Below are 16,341 nucleotides of genomic sequence, written 5' to 3'. Positions count from 1 at the left end.
AGCATGGCTGCGCCCTACCCACTAAACGATCAGCAGATTCAGCTTGCTTGCAGCGCAATCCTGCAAGGTGGCGTTATTGCCTATCCCACCGAGGCTGTCTGGGGCCTGGGGTGCGATCCCTGGAACCTTCAAGCAGTAACCCGCATCCTGGAACTCAAGAACCGACCGGTTGAGAAAGGCCTGATTCTGGCGGCGGCGTCTGTAGAGCAGATCCAGTTCCTGCTGAACCCATTGCCTGAGCATCTTCAATTGGCGGCTCTGAGTCACTGGCCTGGCCCGGTGACCTGTGTGCTGCCGGATGTTAACCAGCAGATTCCAGAGTGGGTGCGTGGCAGTCACAGTTCCATTGCGGTCAGAGTCAGCGAGCACCCGGTGGTGAAGGCTTTGTGTGAGGGTGCGGGCATGCCTCTGGTTTCCACCTCCTGCAATCCCGCCGGAGAAGAGCCGGCCCGAGATGCGGAGCAGGTAAGCCACTACTTCAAAGATCAGCTTGATCAGATTGTGTCGGGAGCCCTTGGCGGTAACCGGAAACCCAGCCGAATTATTGATATCGTTAGCGGTAAACAGCTTCGTTAGGAGAATTCATGCCACAGCAACCCGATAGCAACGCGGTTAAGCAGTATCTGCTTGGTTTGCAGGATGCCATTTGCCAGCGTCTGGAAGCACTGGAAGGCGGTGCTGAATTTGTACGTGATGCGTGGGATCGACCGGAGGGCGGCGGCGGTGTGAGCCGGGTCATCAGCGATGGTCGTATTTTCGAAAAAGGCGGGGTTAACTTTTCCCATGTAATGGGCGAAACCATGCCACCGTCGGCCACAGCCCATCGCCCTCACCTGGCCGGTGCCCCATGGGAAGCTATGGGGGTCTCCCTGGTGATTCATCCGAACAATCCGTATGTGCCCACCTCACACGCCAACGTAAGGTTCTTTATCGCCACGCCGGAAACTGGCGAACCGGTTTACTGGTTTGGTGGTGGATACGACCTGACGCCCTACTACGGCTTTGATGAGGACTGCGTGCACTGGCACAAAACCGCCCAAAACGCCTGCGCGCCCTTTGGAGACGATACTTATCAGCGCTACAAAGACTGGTGTGATGACTATTTTTACCTGAAGCACCGGGACGAGCCTCGCGGTGTAGGCGGCCTGTTTTTCGACGACCACAACACCGGGGATTTTGAGCAGGATTTCGGCCTGATGAAATCCGTGGGCGACAGCTATATTGAAGCTTATGAGCCCATTGTTCGGCGCCGCATGGATCAGGCGTACGGTGAGCGCGAGCGGGATTTCCAGCTCTACCGGCGCGGGCGCTATGTGGAGTTCAACCTGGTGTACGACCGTGGCACCTTGTTTGGCCTGCAATCTGGCGGGCGCACAGAATCCATTCTGATGTCGTTGCCACCACTGGTGCGCTGGGATTACAGCCGGGTACCAGAAGCGGGCAGCGAAGAAGCGCGCTTGACCGAGCATTTTCTGACCGGGCGCGACTGGCTTGCCGGTAACGCGACGTAAACGGGGTTAGAAATGAGCAACAAGCAATACGCGGTGGTCGGCCACCCGATAAATCACAGCAAGTCGCCAAGGATCCACAGTTTATTTGCAAAGCAGACGAGCGAACCTGTGGAATACACCGCGATTCAGGCGCCCCTCGATGGCTTTGCAGATACCGTACGCCAGTTCTTTGAGGGTGGCGGCATGGGCTTGAACGTAACAGTCCCCTTCAAGGAGCAAGCCTGGGAACTGGCAGATCAGCGCGCGGCACGGGCGGAGAAAGCCGGTGCTGCCAATACGCTGTACCAGAACAGCGAGGGCCAGCTGGTGGCCGACAATACCGATGGCCAGGGCTTGGTGCAGGATCTTACCGTCAATCATGGTATTCAGCTTAAAAACGCAAACATACTGATACTGGGTGCAGGCGGTGCCGTGCGTGGTGTACTTGGGCCGTTGCTGGCACAGCAGCCCGCCAGGCTGACGATCGCAAACCGCACAGTGGCCAAAGCCGAAGCACTGGCTACACTGTTTGCAGATGAGGCTAATGTTACTAAGCTAAGCGCTTGTGGATTTAATGAGCCAGATCAATCGTTTGATTTAATTATCAATGGTACTAGCGCCAGTTTGCAGGGGGACTTGCCACCCATTAACGCAAATGTGATTGCGGTGGATACCGTTGTTTACGACATGATGTATTCTCTGCAGACAACCACGTTTAACCAGTGGGCTCTGGATAGTGGAGCTGTTCGGGTATTTGATGGGTTGGGTATGCTGGTTGAACAGGCCGCTGAATCCTTCCGTGTGTGGCGCGGAGTGCAGCCAGACACAGCGCCGGTTATCGATGTATTGCGAAACGACTAAGACAATATCCCGTAAGGGCTATCTACAAATGTTATCCATGAAGGGCTATGCATGGACATTCTTACCCTCGTAGGGCTTGTCGCCGGCATTCTGATCGTGATTTTGGCAATGCTGGCCAATGCCTCGCTTCTTACCTTTCTTAATCTGCCGGGGCTGGCCATTGTTATTGGCGGTACCTTTGCGGTCACACTCGTAAAATTCCGCATGTCTTCGGTGATGAGTGCTTTCCGCCTGGCCATGAGCGCCGCCTTCACCGACAAAGTTGAGCGCCCTACCGACTTGATTCGCGAGTCTGGTGAGCTGGCCATGGTTGTGCGTAAAGAAGGCATTCTGGGCCTGGAAAACCATCGTACCGCCAATGAATTTCTGCAAAAAGCCATTTACCTGTGTGTAGACGGCCATCCCCCTGAGATGGTTGAAGAGGCGCTGGCACAGGAATCCCAGCAGATGGCAGAGCGCTACGAAGTGGCGGAGCGGGTATTCCGGGGTATTGGCGAGTCTGCACCGGCGATTGGAATGCTAGGTACCCTGGTGGGTCTGGTGCAGATGCTCAACTCCCTGGACGACCCTTCTTCCATTGGCCCGGCAATGGCCATTGCCTTGCTGACAACGCTTTATGGTGCCTTTATTGCTCAGTTGATCGCCCTGCCGCTGGCGGACAAGCTTCAACTGAAAGCGGAAGACGAAAGCCGTAACCAGATCCTGATCATCACCTCCATACGCAATATTATGCGTGGAGAAAACCCCAGAGTGATGACCGAGTTACTCTCCTCGTTTGTAACGCCGGAACACCGCAAAGGGCTGGTGCCGGAGCGGGAGGCCTGAGGTTTTGCAAACTATCCGGAAGGCCAGAAAGCCCAAGCAGACCAATCAAACACCTGCGTGGATCGTTACCTTTGCCGATCTTGCCACGCTGTTGCTGACATTTTTTATTCTGCTGCTGTCTTTTGCGGAAATGGATATCGAAAAATACAAAGCCATGGCCAACTCCATGTCCGTGGCTTTTGGATCTGCGAACGTACTGGGCGACGGCATAGGCGGCTCGCCGATCACCCTCGTAGAGTCTGATACTGTCTCCCTGCCCGAACCCACGGAGTCCCAGACCCGGGAACCTGAATTCATTGATGAGCGAGCGCCAGAAACGGCAGACACCGTTATTTCCGGCGGCGTGCTGGATCTGGCCAGCCGCATGATAAGCGAGCTTGAAAACGAAGTTGCTTCTGAGGCTTTGGTTGTCAATTACGACCAGAACAAAGTTGTTATCCGGTTCTCGGAAGAAGCCACATTCCGCTCCGGCCAAGCAGCTATCAAACCGGAGATGATCCCCATTATCGAACGGGTGGTGGACGTATTGGCGGGTTGTACCGGCGACGTTCTGGTTTCCGGTTACACCGACGACAGGCCCATCTCCAGCAGCCGTTATCGATCCAATTGGGATCTTTCTGCTGCCCGTGCGGTGTCCGTGGTGCACGAACTGGTGATGAGCAAGCAGGTGCCTGCGGAACGCGTTGTTGCAGCTGGGCGAGCGGAAACCAACCCCTTGGCCCCGAACGATACGGCGGAAAACCGTGCACTGAACCGCCGCGTGGAAATTGCCATTCGTGATCCTGAATGTGACGAATCTATCTCAACCGGCGACTTACCGGTGGAAATCCTGCCCTGAGCATAAACTGATCCAGAAAGGAGAGAGTGACTATGAGCGGCCCTGATAAACCCAAGGTTTTAGATGAAGAGTGGAGCGATGAGCGCGTAAAAAGCCATCTGCCACGCGAGCAAAAAGAAGAAGGATCTGAGTACACGGCTCTATTGAAAGCCTACCGAGCCATGAGAGCAGAGGATTTTGGACGCTTCGTAGGTTTCTTTGTGGAAGCTGGCGGTGATCTGAATGCCACCAACGAGGCGGGTGAAACTTTTCTGGACCACGTATCCCAGCACCACAAAGGCGCAGACTACGCCCGGGCGCTGGAACAGGCTGGCGCGAAAAGGAGCGCAGCAACCGAGCACTAAGCCTCGGCCAGATACTCATCTTTGAGCTTCACATAGTTGGCCGCCGTGTACGCAAAAAACGTGCGTTCCTTATCGGACAAAGCACGTGCCTTCTTGCACGGCGAGCCAACATACAGATGCCCGGACTCCAGTGTCTTACCTGGCGGAACCAAACAGCCCGCTGCGACAATCACCTCATCCTCCACTACCGCACCATCCATAATGATACAGCCCATGCCCACCAGCACCCGGCTACCAATGGTGCAGCCATGCAACAAAGCCTTGTGCCCCACGGTGACATCGTCGCCCAAGGTGAGTGGATGACCACCCGGGTTGAAATCGCTGGCGTGAGTGATGTGCAGCACCGAGCCGTCCTGAATACTGCAACGGTCGCCGATGCGGATCCTGTGCATATCACCCCGCACCACGGTCATCGGCCAGATGGAGCAATCCTTGCCGGTTTTAACATCACCGATTACTACCGCACTGGGGTCCACCAGAGTGCGCTCTCCTAAATCTGGCGTGATACCCTTGTGAGAACGTATATTCGTCATTACATATACTCTTAGATGAGATTATTCCCCGAGTCTGGGTCGCCCGGAGGAAGGGCCTTTCCAAAACACGCCGTAAATACATCCATGTAGGCTCGGCTCCGCCATCCATGGCTCCGCACGGTTTTGGAAAGGCCCTTCCTCCGGACTCCACTCCCGGGACCAACAGTCTAGCGTTGCCTCTATCACGCTACTTTACCAACTCATTGCTGAGAAGGGGATCCATGAACAATCCGTTACTGACTGATGATTTGCTGCCGAGGTTTGACCATGTGCGCACCGAGCACATGGAAACGGCCATCGACCAGATTCTCAGCGAAAACCGCGTGAAAATCGCCAGCCTGTCCCAGAATGAAGACCCCACCTGGGATACTCTGGTTCAGCCCATGCAGTCACTGGAAAACAAGCTGAGCAACGCCTGGTCTGTTATCTCGCACCTCAACAGCGTGATGAACAACGACGACCTGCGCAAAGTTTATAAAAACTGCCTGGAAAAGCTCACAGAGTACAGCACCGAAGTCAGCCAGAACTCTGCTCTGTGCGAAGCCTACAAAAAGCTCGCCGCCCGGGATGACTTCAGCGAACTGAGCGAAGCCCAGCGTAAAGCCGTGGATAACACGCTGCGTGACTTCCACCTTGGCGGCGTCGACCTGCCCGATGAACAGAAAAAGCAGTATGCGGAACTCTCCCGCGAGCTGTCGGAGCTGACTAACCGCTTCAGCGACAACGTGCTGGACGCCACCCAAAACTGGTTCAAGCATATTACAGATGTTGAAGAACTGGCCGGCATTCCGGAATCGGCCCTTGAAGGCGCGAGACAGGCCGCCAGCCAGAAAGAACTGGATGGCTATGTGATCACCCTGGATTTCCCCAGCTTCTTCCCGGTGATGACCTACTGTGACAACCGCGAACTGCGCCACGAAGTCTACGAAGCCTTTGTTACCCGCGCCTCAGACGTAGGGCCAGATGCTGGAACCTGGGACAACACCCAGGTAATGGCCGAAATCCTCAAGCGCCGCCACGCACTGGCCAAACTCCTGGGCTTCAACAACTACGCCGAGCGTTCACTGGCCAAGAAAATGGCCCGGGATACCGACGAAGTTCTGGGCTTTCTCACTGAGCTGGCAGCCAAATCCAAGCCAGTTGCAGAGAAAGACTATGCCGAGCTGAAAGCCTTCGCCAAAGATGAGCACGGCCTGGATGACCTTAAGGCTTGGGATATTGGCTACTACAGCGAAAAGCTGCGTCAGCAGCGCTACGACATCTCCCCCGAAACACTTCGCCCCTGGTTTCCTGTAGATAAAGTGGTACCTGGCTTGTTCCGGGTTGCAGAGAAGCTGTTTGATATACAGATTGAAGCCAAACCAGACGTAGAAACCTGGCACGAAGATGCCACCGCCTACTGCATCAGCCGCAACGGCGAGCCTATCGCCTGGTTCTACTTTGACCTGTTCGCACGCCAGGGTAAGCGCGGTGGCGCCTGGATGGCCGATTGCCGGGTACGCTGGCGCGATCAGCGCGGCGCGCTGCAATTGCCGGTGGCGTTCCTCACCTGCAACTTTACGCCACCGGTGAACGGCAAGCCATCGTTACTCACCCATGACGAAGTAACTACTCTATTCCATGAGTTTGGCCATGGGCTGCATCACATGCTTACCCAAGTGGAAGTTATGGATGTGTCCGGTATCAACGGCGTAGCCTGGGATGCGGTAGAACTGCCCAGCCAGTTCCTGGAAAACTGGTGCTGGAACCCGGAGTCACTGGCACTGATCGCCAGCCACCACGAAACTGGCGAGCCATTACCGGATGACCTGCTGCAGAAGTTGCTGGCGGCCAAAAACTTCCAGTCCGGCATGGCTATGGTGCGGCAGTTGGAGTTCTCCCTGTTCGACTTCCGCCTGCACGCGGAATTCACGGAAGAGGCCCCTACCAATCCGCTGCACATGCACCGCAAAGTGCGTGAGGAGATAGCGGTAGTGGAAGGGCCGGAGTTCAACCGTTTCCCCAACGCCTTCTCCCACATCTTCGCTGGCGGTTACGCAGCGGGTTATTACAGCTACAAGTGGGCAGAAGTGCTGGCTGCCGATGCCTTCTCGCTGTTCGAGGAAAACGGCATCTTTGATCCGGAAACCGGCCGGGCGTTCTTGCAGAACATTCTGGAAAAAGGTGGGTCTCAGGAACCAATGGAGCTGTTCAAAGCCTTCCGTGGCCGTGAGCCGCAGGTGGATGCCTTGTTGAAGCAGACCGGCATCACAGACGAAGCGGCCTGACCTAATCCTCTCCGGTGGTTGTTATAGCCACCGGAGACCTATTCTGGAGTTACGTTATGGCGACCCCAAAACGTTTTATAGCCGGTGCAGTGTGTCCCCGCTGCGCGGAGATGGACAAGATCAAGATGTTTACTGACGATGCCGGTGAGCAGATTCGCGAGTGTGTGGCATGTGGTTTTACCGATGCCATATCGGATGCTGAGCAGCCTGAAAATCCCGAACTGGAGACTCGGGTTAATCAGCGTGAGAACACTGACGATCACACGGTTAAGCAGGTTGTTTTCTTTAAGGCTGGGTCTGAGGACTAGGGATTAAAGATTAAGACTTGTAGCCTGCTGGCTTAGCGGGGATCGAGGCCGCGGCGATATATTTTTCTTCTGGGAAAAACAACTCGCTGCGCTCAGACATCTTTTTCCCGGCAGAAAAACATCTCCCCACGGCCTCTTGTTCTTACTGCGAGGATAGATCGGTTTAAAAGATAAAGATGTTTGGATCGTTCGGTACGGTTTGGATTCCGTATTTCAGATTCTAGATTTCAAATTCCAGATTATGGTTTCTCGTATCCGGTGCTGGCAGCACTAAAAATGTTGCAGGAACGTTTTCCCCTTTCCATTCTTTCCCTAGCGATAACTATTCTGTGTGCCTAGAGGGTGCGGTGGGTCTTTTCTGGCGGAAAAAAGATGTCTGAGCGAAGCGAGTTCCTTTTTTCCAGAAGAAAAGACCCACCGTGACCTCGTAGCCCCCAAAACCAGCAGGCTACGAGAAAGGAAGGCTAACTCCAAAATTAAAGAACCATAGCCGCCAACCACCCAAATCCAAGCAACGGCAGGTTGTAGTGCAAGAACGTGGGCACTACGGAATCCCAGATGTGGTTGTGCTGGCCGTCTACGTTCAGGCCGGCGGTGGGGCCCAATGTTGAGTCGGAGGCTGGGGAGCCGGCATCACCCAGGGCGCCGGCGGTGCCGACGAGGGCAACGATGGCTAGGGAGCTGAAGCCCATTTCCAGAGCCAGAGGCACGTAGAGAGCGGCGATGATGGGGATGGTGGAGAAGGATGAACCGATGCCCATGGTGATCATCAGGCCAACCAGCAGCATCAGCAACGCGGCCATGGGCTTGTTGTTGCCGATTACATCTACAGAGCTTTGCACCAAGGTGGCGATTTCGCCGGTTTCACGCATGACTTCCGCAAAACCAGACGCCGCGATCATGATGAAGCCGATCATGGCCAGCATTTTCATGCCTTCGGTAAACAGGTCGTCAGCCTCTTTCCACTTTACGACGCCGGACAGGTTGAACAGCAGGAAGCCTGCCAACGCGCCAAGGATCATTGAACCTAGCCAGAGCTGAACCACGAAGGCGACCACAATCGCGACAACCGCCATGAACAATGTGCCGGAGCTGTAGGACACGTTTACTCGTTCGGTGCGGGTGATGGCTTCCAGATCGTATTCGCGGTCACCGCGGTAGGTGAAGAATACTGCTACCAGCAGGCCGCAGAGCATGCCCAGGGCAGGCAGAGCCATGGCGTGCATAACGCTCAGGCCTTCAGTTTCGCCGCCGTTGGTGCTGATTTTGGCCATCAGGATGTCGTTCAGGTAAATGCCGCCGAAGCCGATGGGCAGGAACATGTAAGGCGTGATCAAACCGAAGGTGAGCGCACAGGCCACGAGCCGGCGGTCCATTTTCAGTTTGGCCATCACGTACAGCATGGGTGGAACAACCAGCGGAATGAAGGCGATGTGGATCGGCAGGATGTTTTGTGACGACAGGGCAATCAGCACCAGCACGCCAATAATCATGTAACGCACGCTTTTAGCCGCGGTGCTGTTTTCCTGTTGGCCGACCATGGCCAGGGTTTTGTCTGCCAGCGCGTGGGCCAGGCCGGATTTGCCTATGGCAACGGCGAAGGCACCGAGGGTAGCGTACGAAAGAGCAACAGTGGCACCGCCGCCCAAGCCGTTATTAAAGGCTTCAATGGTGGCTTCAAGAGACAATCCTGCAATCAGGCCGCCAGAGACGGCGCCTACGATAAGGGCAACTACAACGTGGATGCGGGCCAAACTCAGCACGAGCATGATCAGCACCGCGGCAACGACGGCATTCATGGGAAAACTCCGAGTACGCGTGGTGGATTATCCAGCCTTCTCGCGAAGACAGGCATCATGAAAACGCGGTAATGTGCAGTAATTGGCCAGCTGAGTCAAAAGACTTGTGTAACTGTCAGTCCTTATCAATCCGGGCAAAACGCGGAACCTGTTCGCCTGCCACGTTTACCGTTTCCCTAAACATGCTGAGCGGGCGCACCCACAGGCTGTGATCGCCATACAAGCAACGATAAACCACCAGCTTCTCTTCGGTTTCGCTGTGACGGGCAATATCGATTACTTCGTAATCCATGCCTTTGTAGTGTCGGTAGCGGCCGGGCCGGATATCGGTTTTGCGATCAGTCATAGTGAGTTCCTGGGGGTTCTTTGGATGCGCTTGTTGGAGTTCTTGCGTGGGTCAGGTCTGGCTGGAGCCCAGCGAAAAGCGGATATGATTGCGGGTCAGGAGGTTTTCCCAGTAGCGTCGCATCCAGCTCCAGGCATCATTGTTCACCTGCTCAACGAAGGGGTCCAGATTGAGCTCATAATAATCCGGCGTACCGGCAATTTGCAGCACGGTGACGGTTATTGAGTCGTCCAGTTCGTTTGCGAAGGGTTCGCCAATAAGTTCGTGAACCAGCAGGTTAGCACGAGTTGCTTCTATATCGACAAGGCCGCCGGTTCGGATGGAGTGATTGTTTTCGTGCATCTCTTCCATGAGACGGTGGCAGAGGTAGGCGCGTATCAGAAGGCCGTCCAGACCAGCGTAGTGCACCAGCAGCACCGAGGGCTCTGTGAAGTAGCCGATGGCAGCTTTCACAAAAGGGTCAAACAGCTGGGCGGTGCCGGCTTCCTGTGCACAGGCATCCACACACTCTATGAGCCGTGGCGCCATTTCTATGTATTCAATGGCGAACTGAAACAGGCAGGCTGCAGGCTGGTAGCCCTCAATGGTGACGGCCGATGGCAATGCCGCTGCCTTTTTATGCAACTGCTTCAGAAAGGTTCCAGAGCGGGCCTCCTTGCGCCGCGCGTGGTCAATGATTTCCAGAACTGCCTGTGGAGTCATTTGAGGACATGCCAGTGTCTGAACAAGTTGAGGTCGCAAGGCGCCTCCCGTATCGGGCAGTGGGTAACCGGGCAACTGTGCTGCGGCGGGTTGCCACCAAATACCGGCACGAGGCGCCCTTCTTTTCTGACAAGTGTAGACGAGATTTGGCGTGCTGCGATTTCTGGAGTGTCAGATATTGTTAACATTTACACATCGGCTACTGAATGTTGAACCACCGATCGTTCCGGGTGTGCGACCAGCAGAGCCAACCCATACTGGCTGCGCGGGCAAGCATAAGGCAGATCAGAGAAAACCACAGGCCGTGATTTCCCCAGCCGGTGGTCAGCCACCAGATGGGGGCAAACACCCCCAGCGCCGAAAACAGCATGGTGTTCTGCATATCGCGGGTGCGCGTTGCGCCGATGAAAACGCCATCAAACAAGAAACCCCATACGGAAGTGAACGGCAGCAACCAGAGCCAGTGCAGATATTGCCAGGCTGTGGTGCGAACCTCTTCGATACCGGTCAGCAATGCGATCAGCCCCTGGCCCCCGAGAACGAACAGAACAGTCAGCAACAGCGAGCCCCAGAGAGACCAGCGTAACGCGCAGCGAAACACCACCATAAAGCGGCGCTTGCTGTTTCTGCCAACGGCCTCTCCGATTAACGCTTCTGCCGCATTGGCAAAGCCGTCCAGCGCATTGGAAATCAGGAGCAGGAAAGTAATCAGCACTGCATTGGCTGCCAGAATGGTGTCGCCCTGACGAGCCCCTTGGGCGGTGAAAAATGCCAGCACCAACAACAGTGCAATGGTGCGAACCATGATGTAGCGGTTTACCTGCAAGATGGCCAGGTAGTCCCTAAGGCTTCCGAACAGTTCCCGGCTGAGCCGTTGCCCATCGGGCATGCGCTGTAACACGATAACAAAACCGATGATGGCGGCACCGTACTCGGCGATCACAGTGGCAATGGCCACGCCCCGGCTGTTCCAGCCCAGCACTGTCACGAAGAATACATCGAGCACGATATTCAGGCCGTTTGCCACGATCAGCATGATCATTGGCCCACGAGCATACTGAGTACCAATCAGCCAGCCCACCAGCGTGTATTGGCACAGTACCGCCGGAGCGCTCCAGATTCGGATAGCCGCATATTCGGCGGCGAGCTTGGTTACGTCAGGGCTGGCGTTCATCAGGGTCAGCCCGATTCGGATTAGCGGCTGATGGCACAGAATCAGCAACAGGCCGATCCCCACCGCCAACATCAGCGAGCGCAATAGAAGGGCAACCTGGCTGAAGCTGTCGCGCTTGCCCCAGGCCTGGGCGGCCAGCCCGGTGGTGCCCATGCGCATAAAACCGAAGGTCCAGTACAGAATAGTGAACAGGTTAGCACCAACCGCCACGGCGCCGAGATACTCAGGGCTTTCCAGATGTCCCAGTACAGCCGTATCCACCAGGCCCAACAAAGGAACAGTGAGGTTGGTGAGCATCAATGGCCACGCCAGTGCCCATAAACGCCTGTCTGTAACCGACAATTTGAATGTCATATTCGATTTGCTTCTTAAAGCGTTGTGTTTAGTCGTTTTGGGTTTAATGACTTTTTAGTCTTTTTTTGATCTGTGTCTATACTCGATGGTGATGTATCCATAAGCAGGCTTTCACTCTGCGAATTTCTGGCGAATGCGAGCGCCGGAGAAAGAGCAGAGGGATTACGCAAAATCCGACAAGAATAATACTCTGTGGAGACACAGTATGCGCGTGCACGCTCAGCGGGTAGGTGCCCTTTTAGGCGGTCTATTGTTTCCCGCGTTGTCCATGGCGGACTGGACGGTAAACATGACCCCCGGGGTAACCGGTACCAGTAACGATATATTTAACCTTCACATGACCATTTTCTGGATCTGCGTTGCCATTGGCGTCGTGGTATTCGGGATTATGTTCTGGTCTATCTTTGCCCATCGTAAGTCCCAGGGGGCAAAACCTGCCAATTTTCATGAAAATACGATGGTTGAGATCCTCTGGACACTCATACCGCTTGTCATTCTCGTCATTATGGCGATTCCCGCCACCGCTACCTTGATTGATATGTACGACACCACTGAGTCGGATATTGATATCAAGGTGACTGGCTACCAGTGGAAGTGGCAGTACGAATATATCAACGAAGATTTCGGCTACTTTTCCAACCTCACAACGCCGTCAGACCAAATCAGAAACCGACAGGCCAAGGGCGAAAACTACCTGCTGGAAGTAGATAACCCCATGGTGATTCCGGTGGGTAAGAAGGTTCGTTTCCTGCTGACGGCAAACGATGTCATTCACTCCTGGTGGGTGCCGGATTTTGGCGTAAAGAAAGATGCGATCCCCGGCTTCATCAACGAAGCCTGGACCCGCGTGGACAAGCCAGGCACCTATCGCGGCCAGTGCACAGAGTTGTGTGGCAAGGATCACGGCTTTATGCCGGTGGTGGTAAAGGCGGTGCCGGAAGAGGAATACAACACCTGGGTAGCTGATCAGAAAGCCGCAGCCGAGAAAGAGCGCGAGCTGACCCAGAAAGACTGGACCATGGAAGAACTGATGGAGCGAGGCAAGACAGCCTACGCCACTGCTTGTGCTGCCTGTCACCAGGCAGATGGCAGCGGTGCGCCACCAGCATTCCCGGCACTCAGGGGCAGCGCCATTGCGACCGGAGACATGGCCGCGCACATCGATGTTGTCGTTAACGGTGTGTCAGGTACGGCAATGCAGGCCTTCGGCGGTCAGCTGAACGAAGCGGATCTTGCCGCCATCATTACCTACGAGCGTAACGCCTGGGGTAACAAGATGGGTGACATGGTCACGCCAAAAGAAATCTTCGATTACAAGAACCAACAGTAATCAACGCCAGATAACAGATATCACCAGCCACAATAATTGGCGGTAACGGGGGTTTTCATGAGTGCGGTTGCAGGTACCCACGCACAAGATCATCATCACGGCCCGGCTAGCGGCATCAGCCGCTGGTTGTTGACCACAAACCACAAAGATATCGGGTCTATGTACCTGATATTCAGTTTCACCATGTTCCTTCTCGGCGGAACCATGGCCATGGTTATCCGGGCAGAGCTGTTCCAGCCCGGGTTGCAGATTGTTCAGCCGGAATTCTTCAACCAGATGACCACCATGCACGGCCTGATTATGGTCTTTGGTGCGGTTATGCCAGCCTTCGTAGGCTTGGCAAACTGGATGATACCGCTAATGATCGGCGCGCCCGATATGGCATTGCCACGGATGAACAACTGGAGCTTCTGGCTTCTGCCCTGTGCCTTCCTGATCCTGGTTTCCACTCTGTTTATGGAAGGGGGTGCGCCAAACTTTGGCTGGACTTTCTACGCCCCGCTCTCCACTACCTATGGGCCGCCAAGTACCACCTTCTTTATCTTCGCCATCCACATCATGGGTGTGTCGTCGATCATGGGTGCCATCAACGTAATTGCAACGGTACTGAACATGCGGGCGCCAGGCATGACGCTGATGAAAATGCCCATGTTTGTATGGACCTGGCTGATCACCGCATTTCTATTGATTGCCGTAATGCCAGTGTTGGCAGGTGTGGTCACCATGATGCTGATGGATATCAACTTCGGCACCAGCTTCTTCAATGCGGCGGGCGGCGGCGACCCGGTTCTGTTCCAGCACGTGTTCTGGTTCTTCGGGCACCCTGAGGTTTACATCATGATCCTCCCGGCTTTTGGGGCGATCTCCCAGATTATTCCGGCGTTCTCCCGCAAGCGCTTGTTTGGCTACGCCTCCATGGTTTATGCCACCGGTGCCATCGCGCTCTTGTCATTCCTGGTGTGGGCTCACCACATGTTCACTGTGGGCGTGCCATTGGCCGGGCAACTCTTCTTCATGTACGCCACCTTGCTGATTGCCGTACCCACAGGGGTGAAGGTGTTCAATTGGGTGGCGACCATGTTCCGGGGCTCTCTCACACTGGAGGCGCCCATGCTGTTTGCCATTGCCTTTGTGATCCTGTTCTCCATCGGCGGTTTCTCCGGCCTGATGCTGGCGATTGCTCCTGCGGACTTCCAGTACCACGACACTTACTTTGTAGTGGCCCACTTCCATTACGTACTGGTGCCTGGTGCCATCTTCGGTATCTTCGCGTCGGCCTACTTCTGGCTGCCGAAGTGGACGGGCTACATGTACGACGAAACTCTGGCCAAAACCCATTTCTGGTTGTCATTTGTCGGCATGAACCTGGCCTTCTTCCCTATGCACTTCCTGGGGCTTGCCGGGATGCCGCGGAGGATTCCGGATTACGCACTGCAGTTCGCTGATTTCAACATGGTGTCCAGTATCGGTGCCTTCATGTTCGGCGCTACCCAACTGCTGTTCCTTCTGATTGTTGTGAAGTGCGCCAGAGGCGGTGTCAAAGCGCCAGCCAAGCCCTGGGAAGGTGCTGAAGGCCTTGAATGGGAAGTTCCTTCACCAGCGCCCTACCACACCTTCACCACGCCACCCGATGTGAAATAGGAGGCTGACAAAAATGGCTGAGCAACCGGCAAACAAGACGGTACCTCCGCGCAGTAATGCGCGGGTTATTGGTTGGTGTCTTGCCAGCGTGGCCGGAATGTTTGCCTTCGGCTTTGCGCTAGTGCCTCTGTATGACGTGTTCTGCGAAATAACCGGTATAAATGGAAAAACCAGCGGGCGCTATGAGTCTACCGAGCGTTCAGTAGCAGACATGAGCCGTACCATTAAAGTGCAGTTTCTGGCCCAGAACGGGCCGGACATGCCTTGGATATTCCGGCCGGTTGCGCGCAGCGTTGAAGTTCACCCCGGGGAGGCCACAACCGTGAACTTCTATGCCGAGAACCCGACCGATCGGGACATGGTTGGCCAAGCGGTGCCCAGCCTGTCGCCATCGGAAGGTGCCTTGTATTTCCACAAAACTGAATGCTTCTGTTTTAACCAGCAGCCATTGTCCGCGGGCCAGAATACGGAAATGCCGCTGGTGTTTATTGTGGATCAGGATTTGCCCAGCCATATCACCAAACTGACATTGTCCTACACACTATATGATCAGGGCGAGCCGCAAGCGGCCGTGACAGAGACAACCAGTTCAACAAACAAAACAATAATCGATAACGGATAAGCCATCGGAGATAGCTATGGCGGATTACCAGAACTATTACGTTCCCGAACAGAGTAAGTGGCCTATTATTGCCACGGTGGGCCTTGGGGTCATGCTATATGGTGCGGCCTCGATTATGGTCGACAGCAATCAGGGCGACAGCACCGGTAATGCCTGGATGATTTTCTGGGCCGGCGTACTGGTTATGATTTATATGCTGTTTGGCTGGTTTGGTAGCGTTATTAAAGAGAGCCGATCTGGCCTTTACAGCCCGCAGATGGACCGGTCATTCCGCTGGGGTATGAGTTGGTTTATATTCTCGGAAGTCATGTTTTTTGCGGCGTTTTTTGGCGCCCTGTTCTATGCCCGGGTGTTTGCCGTGCCCTGGCTCGGGGGTGAGGGCGATCGCGGCAGTTCCAACATGCTCTGGGAAGGCTTTCAGGCTACTTGGCCGTTGATCAACAACCCTGACCCGGAAGCTTACCCTGCTCCAGAATCCGTTATCGGCCCCTGGGGCCTACCACTGATTAACACCATTCTTCTTGTTACGTCATCGTTCACCATAACCGTTGCTCACCATGCCATTAAAGCGGACAACCGCAAGAAGCTGAAAATCTGGCTGGCGGCGACCATTGCGCTTGCGCTGGTGTTTCTTTTCTTTCAGGCTGAAGAATACATGCATGCCTATCAGGACCTTAACCTGACGCTGCAATCCGGTATCTACGGGAGCACCTTCTTCATGCTCACCGGTTTTCACGGTTTTCACGTGATGCTGGGAACCCTGATGTTGATCATCATGTTTATACGCATTCAAAAGGGGCATTTCACCGCAGATAGCCACTTCGGGTTTGAAGCGACATCCTGGTATTGGCACTTTGTGGATGTGGTTTGGCTGGGCTTGTTCGTCTTTGTATATGTCATATGAGGT

At 54.9% G+C, this 16,341-nt stretch carries 17 protein-coding genes; 12 read left to right on the top strand and 5 right to left on the bottom strand.

What is annotated here, in order from left to right; translation table 11 throughout:
* Positions 1–3 precede the first annotated feature (3 nt).
* The 6 genes from AADB16_RS02400 to AADB16_RS02375 are packed head-to-tail and all read left to right on the top strand — an operon-like array spanning position 4 to position 4,358.
* Positions 4–576, top strand: coding sequence for an L-threonylcarbamoyladenylate synthase (locus AADB16_RS02400; protein WP_410801138.1), 573 nt, complete (start codon positions 4–6; stop codon positions 574–576).
* A gap of 8 nt (positions 577–584) precedes the next feature.
* Positions 585–1,511 (top strand): oxygen-dependent coproporphyrinogen oxidase, encoded by a 927-nt coding sequence (hemF, locus tag AADB16_RS02395; protein WP_410801136.1) that lies wholly within the window; start codon positions 585–587, stop codon positions 1,509–1,511.
* A gap of 12 nt (positions 1,512–1,523) precedes the next feature.
* Positions 1,524–2,351 (top strand): shikimate dehydrogenase, encoded by an 828-nt coding sequence (gene aroE / locus AADB16_RS02390; protein WP_410801134.1) that lies wholly within the window; start codon positions 1,524–1,526, stop codon positions 2,349–2,351.
* A gap of 51 nt (positions 2,352–2,402) precedes the next feature.
* Complete coding sequence (locus AADB16_RS02385; RefSeq protein WP_298451401.1) at positions 2,403–3,176, top strand: motility protein A; 774 nt, start codon at positions 2,403–2,405, stop codon at positions 3,174–3,176.
* A gap of 4 nt (positions 3,177–3,180) precedes the next feature.
* A complete protein-coding gene (locus AADB16_RS02380) occupies positions 3,181–4,014 on the top strand; it encodes a flagellar motor protein MotB (protein ID WP_410801132.1) in 834 nt (277 codons plus the stop codon).
* Between the two features lie 32 nt (positions 4,015–4,046).
* On the top strand, positions 4,047–4,358 hold the full coding sequence (locus AADB16_RS02375) for a PA4642 family protein (RefSeq protein WP_309044138.1): 312 nt from the start codon (positions 4,047–4,049) through the stop codon (positions 4,356–4,358).
* On the opposite strand, the gene AADB16_RS02370 is transcribed toward AADB16_RS02375, so the two are convergent.
* Positions 4,355–4,891 (bottom strand): gamma carbonic anhydrase family protein, encoded by a 537-nt coding sequence (locus AADB16_RS02370; RefSeq protein ID WP_200370780.1) that lies wholly within the window; start codon positions 4,889–4,891, stop codon positions 4,355–4,357. The genes AADB16_RS02375 and AADB16_RS02370 overlap by 4 nt on opposite strands.
* Positions 4,892–5,112: 221 nt before the next feature.
* On the opposite strand from AADB16_RS02370, the gene prlC reads away from it, so the two are divergent.
* Positions 5,113–7,158 (top strand): oligopeptidase A, encoded by a 2,046-nt coding sequence (gene prlC, locus AADB16_RS02365; RefSeq protein WP_410801130.1) that lies wholly within the window; start codon positions 5,113–5,115, stop codon positions 7,156–7,158.
* A 56-nt stretch (positions 7,159–7,214) separates the two neighbouring features.
* Positions 7,215–7,466, top strand: a complete 252-nt coding sequence (locus AADB16_RS02360) for a YheV family putative zinc ribbon protein (protein WP_410801128.1) — start codon at positions 7,215–7,217, stop codon at positions 7,464–7,466.
* Positions 7,467–7,942: 476 nt separating this feature from the next.
* Here AADB16_RS02360 and AADB16_RS02355 read toward each other — a convergent pair whose 3' ends face one another.
* The 4 genes from AADB16_RS02355 to AADB16_RS02340 all read right to left on the bottom strand — a co-directional run bounded on the left by AADB16_RS02355 (position 7,943) and on the right by AADB16_RS02340 (position 11,841).
* Positions 7,943–9,265: a Na+/H+ antiporter family protein gene (locus AADB16_RS02355; RefSeq protein ID WP_410801126.1), complete on the bottom strand. Its 1,323-nt coding sequence runs from the start codon at positions 9,263–9,265 to the stop codon at positions 7,943–7,945.
* 115 nt (positions 9,266–9,380) lie between these two features.
* Positions 9,381–9,611, bottom strand: coding sequence for a DUF1653 domain-containing protein (locus AADB16_RS02350; RefSeq protein ID WP_410801124.1), 231 nt, complete (start codon positions 9,609–9,611; stop codon positions 9,381–9,383).
* A 51-nt stretch (positions 9,612–9,662) separates the two neighbouring features.
* A complete protein-coding gene (locus tag AADB16_RS02345) occupies positions 9,663–10,313 on the bottom strand; it encodes a hypothetical protein (RefSeq protein ID WP_410801122.1) in 651 nt (216 codons plus the stop codon).
* Between the two features lie 199 nt (positions 10,314–10,512).
* A complete protein-coding gene (locus tag AADB16_RS02340; protein ID WP_410801120.1) occupies positions 10,513–11,841 on the bottom strand; it encodes an MATE family efflux transporter in 1,329 nt (442 codons plus the stop codon).
* Positions 11,842–12,046: 205 nt separating this feature from the next.
* On the opposite strand from AADB16_RS02340, the gene coxB reads away from it, so the two are divergent.
* The 4 genes from coxB to AADB16_RS02320 are packed head-to-tail and all read left to right on the top strand — an operon-like array spanning position 12,047 to position 16,338.
* The gene (gene coxB, locus AADB16_RS02335) at positions 12,047–13,171 is read left to right on the top strand and encodes a cytochrome c oxidase subunit II (protein ID WP_309044129.1); all 1,125 of its coding nucleotides are present in this window, start codon (positions 12,047–12,049) and stop codon (positions 13,169–13,171) included.
* A gap of 57 nt (positions 13,172–13,228) precedes the next feature.
* The gene (gene ctaD / locus AADB16_RS02330; protein WP_298451370.1) at positions 13,229–14,812 is read left to right on the top strand and encodes a cytochrome c oxidase subunit I; all 1,584 of its coding nucleotides are present in this window, start codon (positions 13,229–13,231) and stop codon (positions 14,810–14,812) included.
* Between the two features lie 13 nt (positions 14,813–14,825).
* Positions 14,826–15,434 (top strand): cytochrome c oxidase assembly protein, encoded by a 609-nt coding sequence (locus AADB16_RS02325; RefSeq protein ID WP_410801118.1) that lies wholly within the window; start codon positions 14,826–14,828, stop codon positions 15,432–15,434.
* Positions 15,435–15,450: 16 nt separating this feature from the next.
* Entirely contained in the window at positions 15,451–16,338 is an 888-nt protein-coding gene (locus AADB16_RS02320) for a cytochrome c oxidase subunit 3 (RefSeq protein WP_309044126.1), read from the top strand.
* Positions 16,339–16,341 lie beyond the last annotated feature (3 nt).

The organism is Marinobacter sp. KMM 10035, assembly GCF_046537445.1.
Lineage (GTDB): Bacteria > Pseudomonadota > Gammaproteobacteria > Pseudomonadales > Oleiphilaceae > Marinobacter > Marinobacter sediminicola.
This window is presented reverse-complemented; position numbering and strand designations above follow the sequence as displayed.

Bases quoted from the DNA above. Each gene is read 5' to 3' on its own strand.
- AADB16_RS02400 (WP_410801138.1), top strand. From the start codon at position 4: ATGGCTGCGCCCTACCCACTAAACGATCAGCAGATTCAGCTTGCTTGC.
- hemF (WP_410801136.1), top strand. From the start codon at position 585: ATGCCACAGCAACCCGATAGCAACGCGGTTAAGCAGTATCTGCTTGGT.
- aroE (WP_410801134.1), top strand. From the start codon at position 1,524: ATGAGCAACAAGCAATACGCGGTGGTCGGCCACCCGATAAATCACAGC.
- AADB16_RS02385 (WP_298451401.1), top strand. From the start codon at position 2,403: ATGGACATTCTTACCCTCGTAGGGCTTGTCGCCGGCATTCTGATCGTG.
- AADB16_RS02375 (WP_309044138.1), top strand. From the start codon at position 4,047: ATGAGCGGCCCTGATAAACCCAAGGTTTTAGATGAAGAGTGGAGCGAT.
- AADB16_RS02370 (WP_200370780.1), bottom strand. From the start codon at position 4,891: ATGACGAATATACGTTCTCACAAGGGTATCACGCCAGATTTAGGAGAG.
- prlC (WP_410801130.1), top strand. From the start codon at position 5,113: ATGAACAATCCGTTACTGACTGATGATTTGCTGCCGAGGTTTGACCAT.
- AADB16_RS02360 (WP_410801128.1), top strand. From the start codon at position 7,215: ATGGCGACCCCAAAACGTTTTATAGCCGGTGCAGTGTGTCCCCGCTGC.
- AADB16_RS02355 (WP_410801126.1), bottom strand. From the start codon at position 9,265: ATGAATGCCGTCGTTGCCGCGGTGCTGATCATGCTCGTGCTGAGTTTG.
- AADB16_RS02350 (WP_410801124.1), bottom strand. From the start codon at position 9,611: ATGACTGATCGCAAAACCGATATCCGGCCCGGCCGCTACCGACACTAC.
- AADB16_RS02345 (WP_410801122.1), bottom strand. From the start codon at position 10,313: ATGACTCCACAGGCAGTTCTGGAAATCATTGACCACGCGCGGCGCAAG.
- AADB16_RS02340 (WP_410801120.1), bottom strand. From the start codon at position 11,841: ATGACATTCAAATTGTCGGTTACAGACAGGCGTTTATGGGCACTGGCG.
- coxB (WP_309044129.1), top strand. From the start codon at position 12,047: ATGCGCGTGCACGCTCAGCGGGTAGGTGCCCTTTTAGGCGGTCTATTG.
- ctaD (WP_298451370.1), top strand. From the start codon at position 13,229: ATGAGTGCGGTTGCAGGTACCCACGCACAAGATCATCATCACGGCCCG.
- AADB16_RS02325 (WP_410801118.1), top strand. From the start codon at position 14,826: ATGGCTGAGCAACCGGCAAACAAGACGGTACCTCCGCGCAGTAATGCG.
- AADB16_RS02320 (WP_309044126.1), top strand. From the start codon at position 15,451: ATGGCGGATTACCAGAACTATTACGTTCCCGAACAGAGTAAGTGGCCT.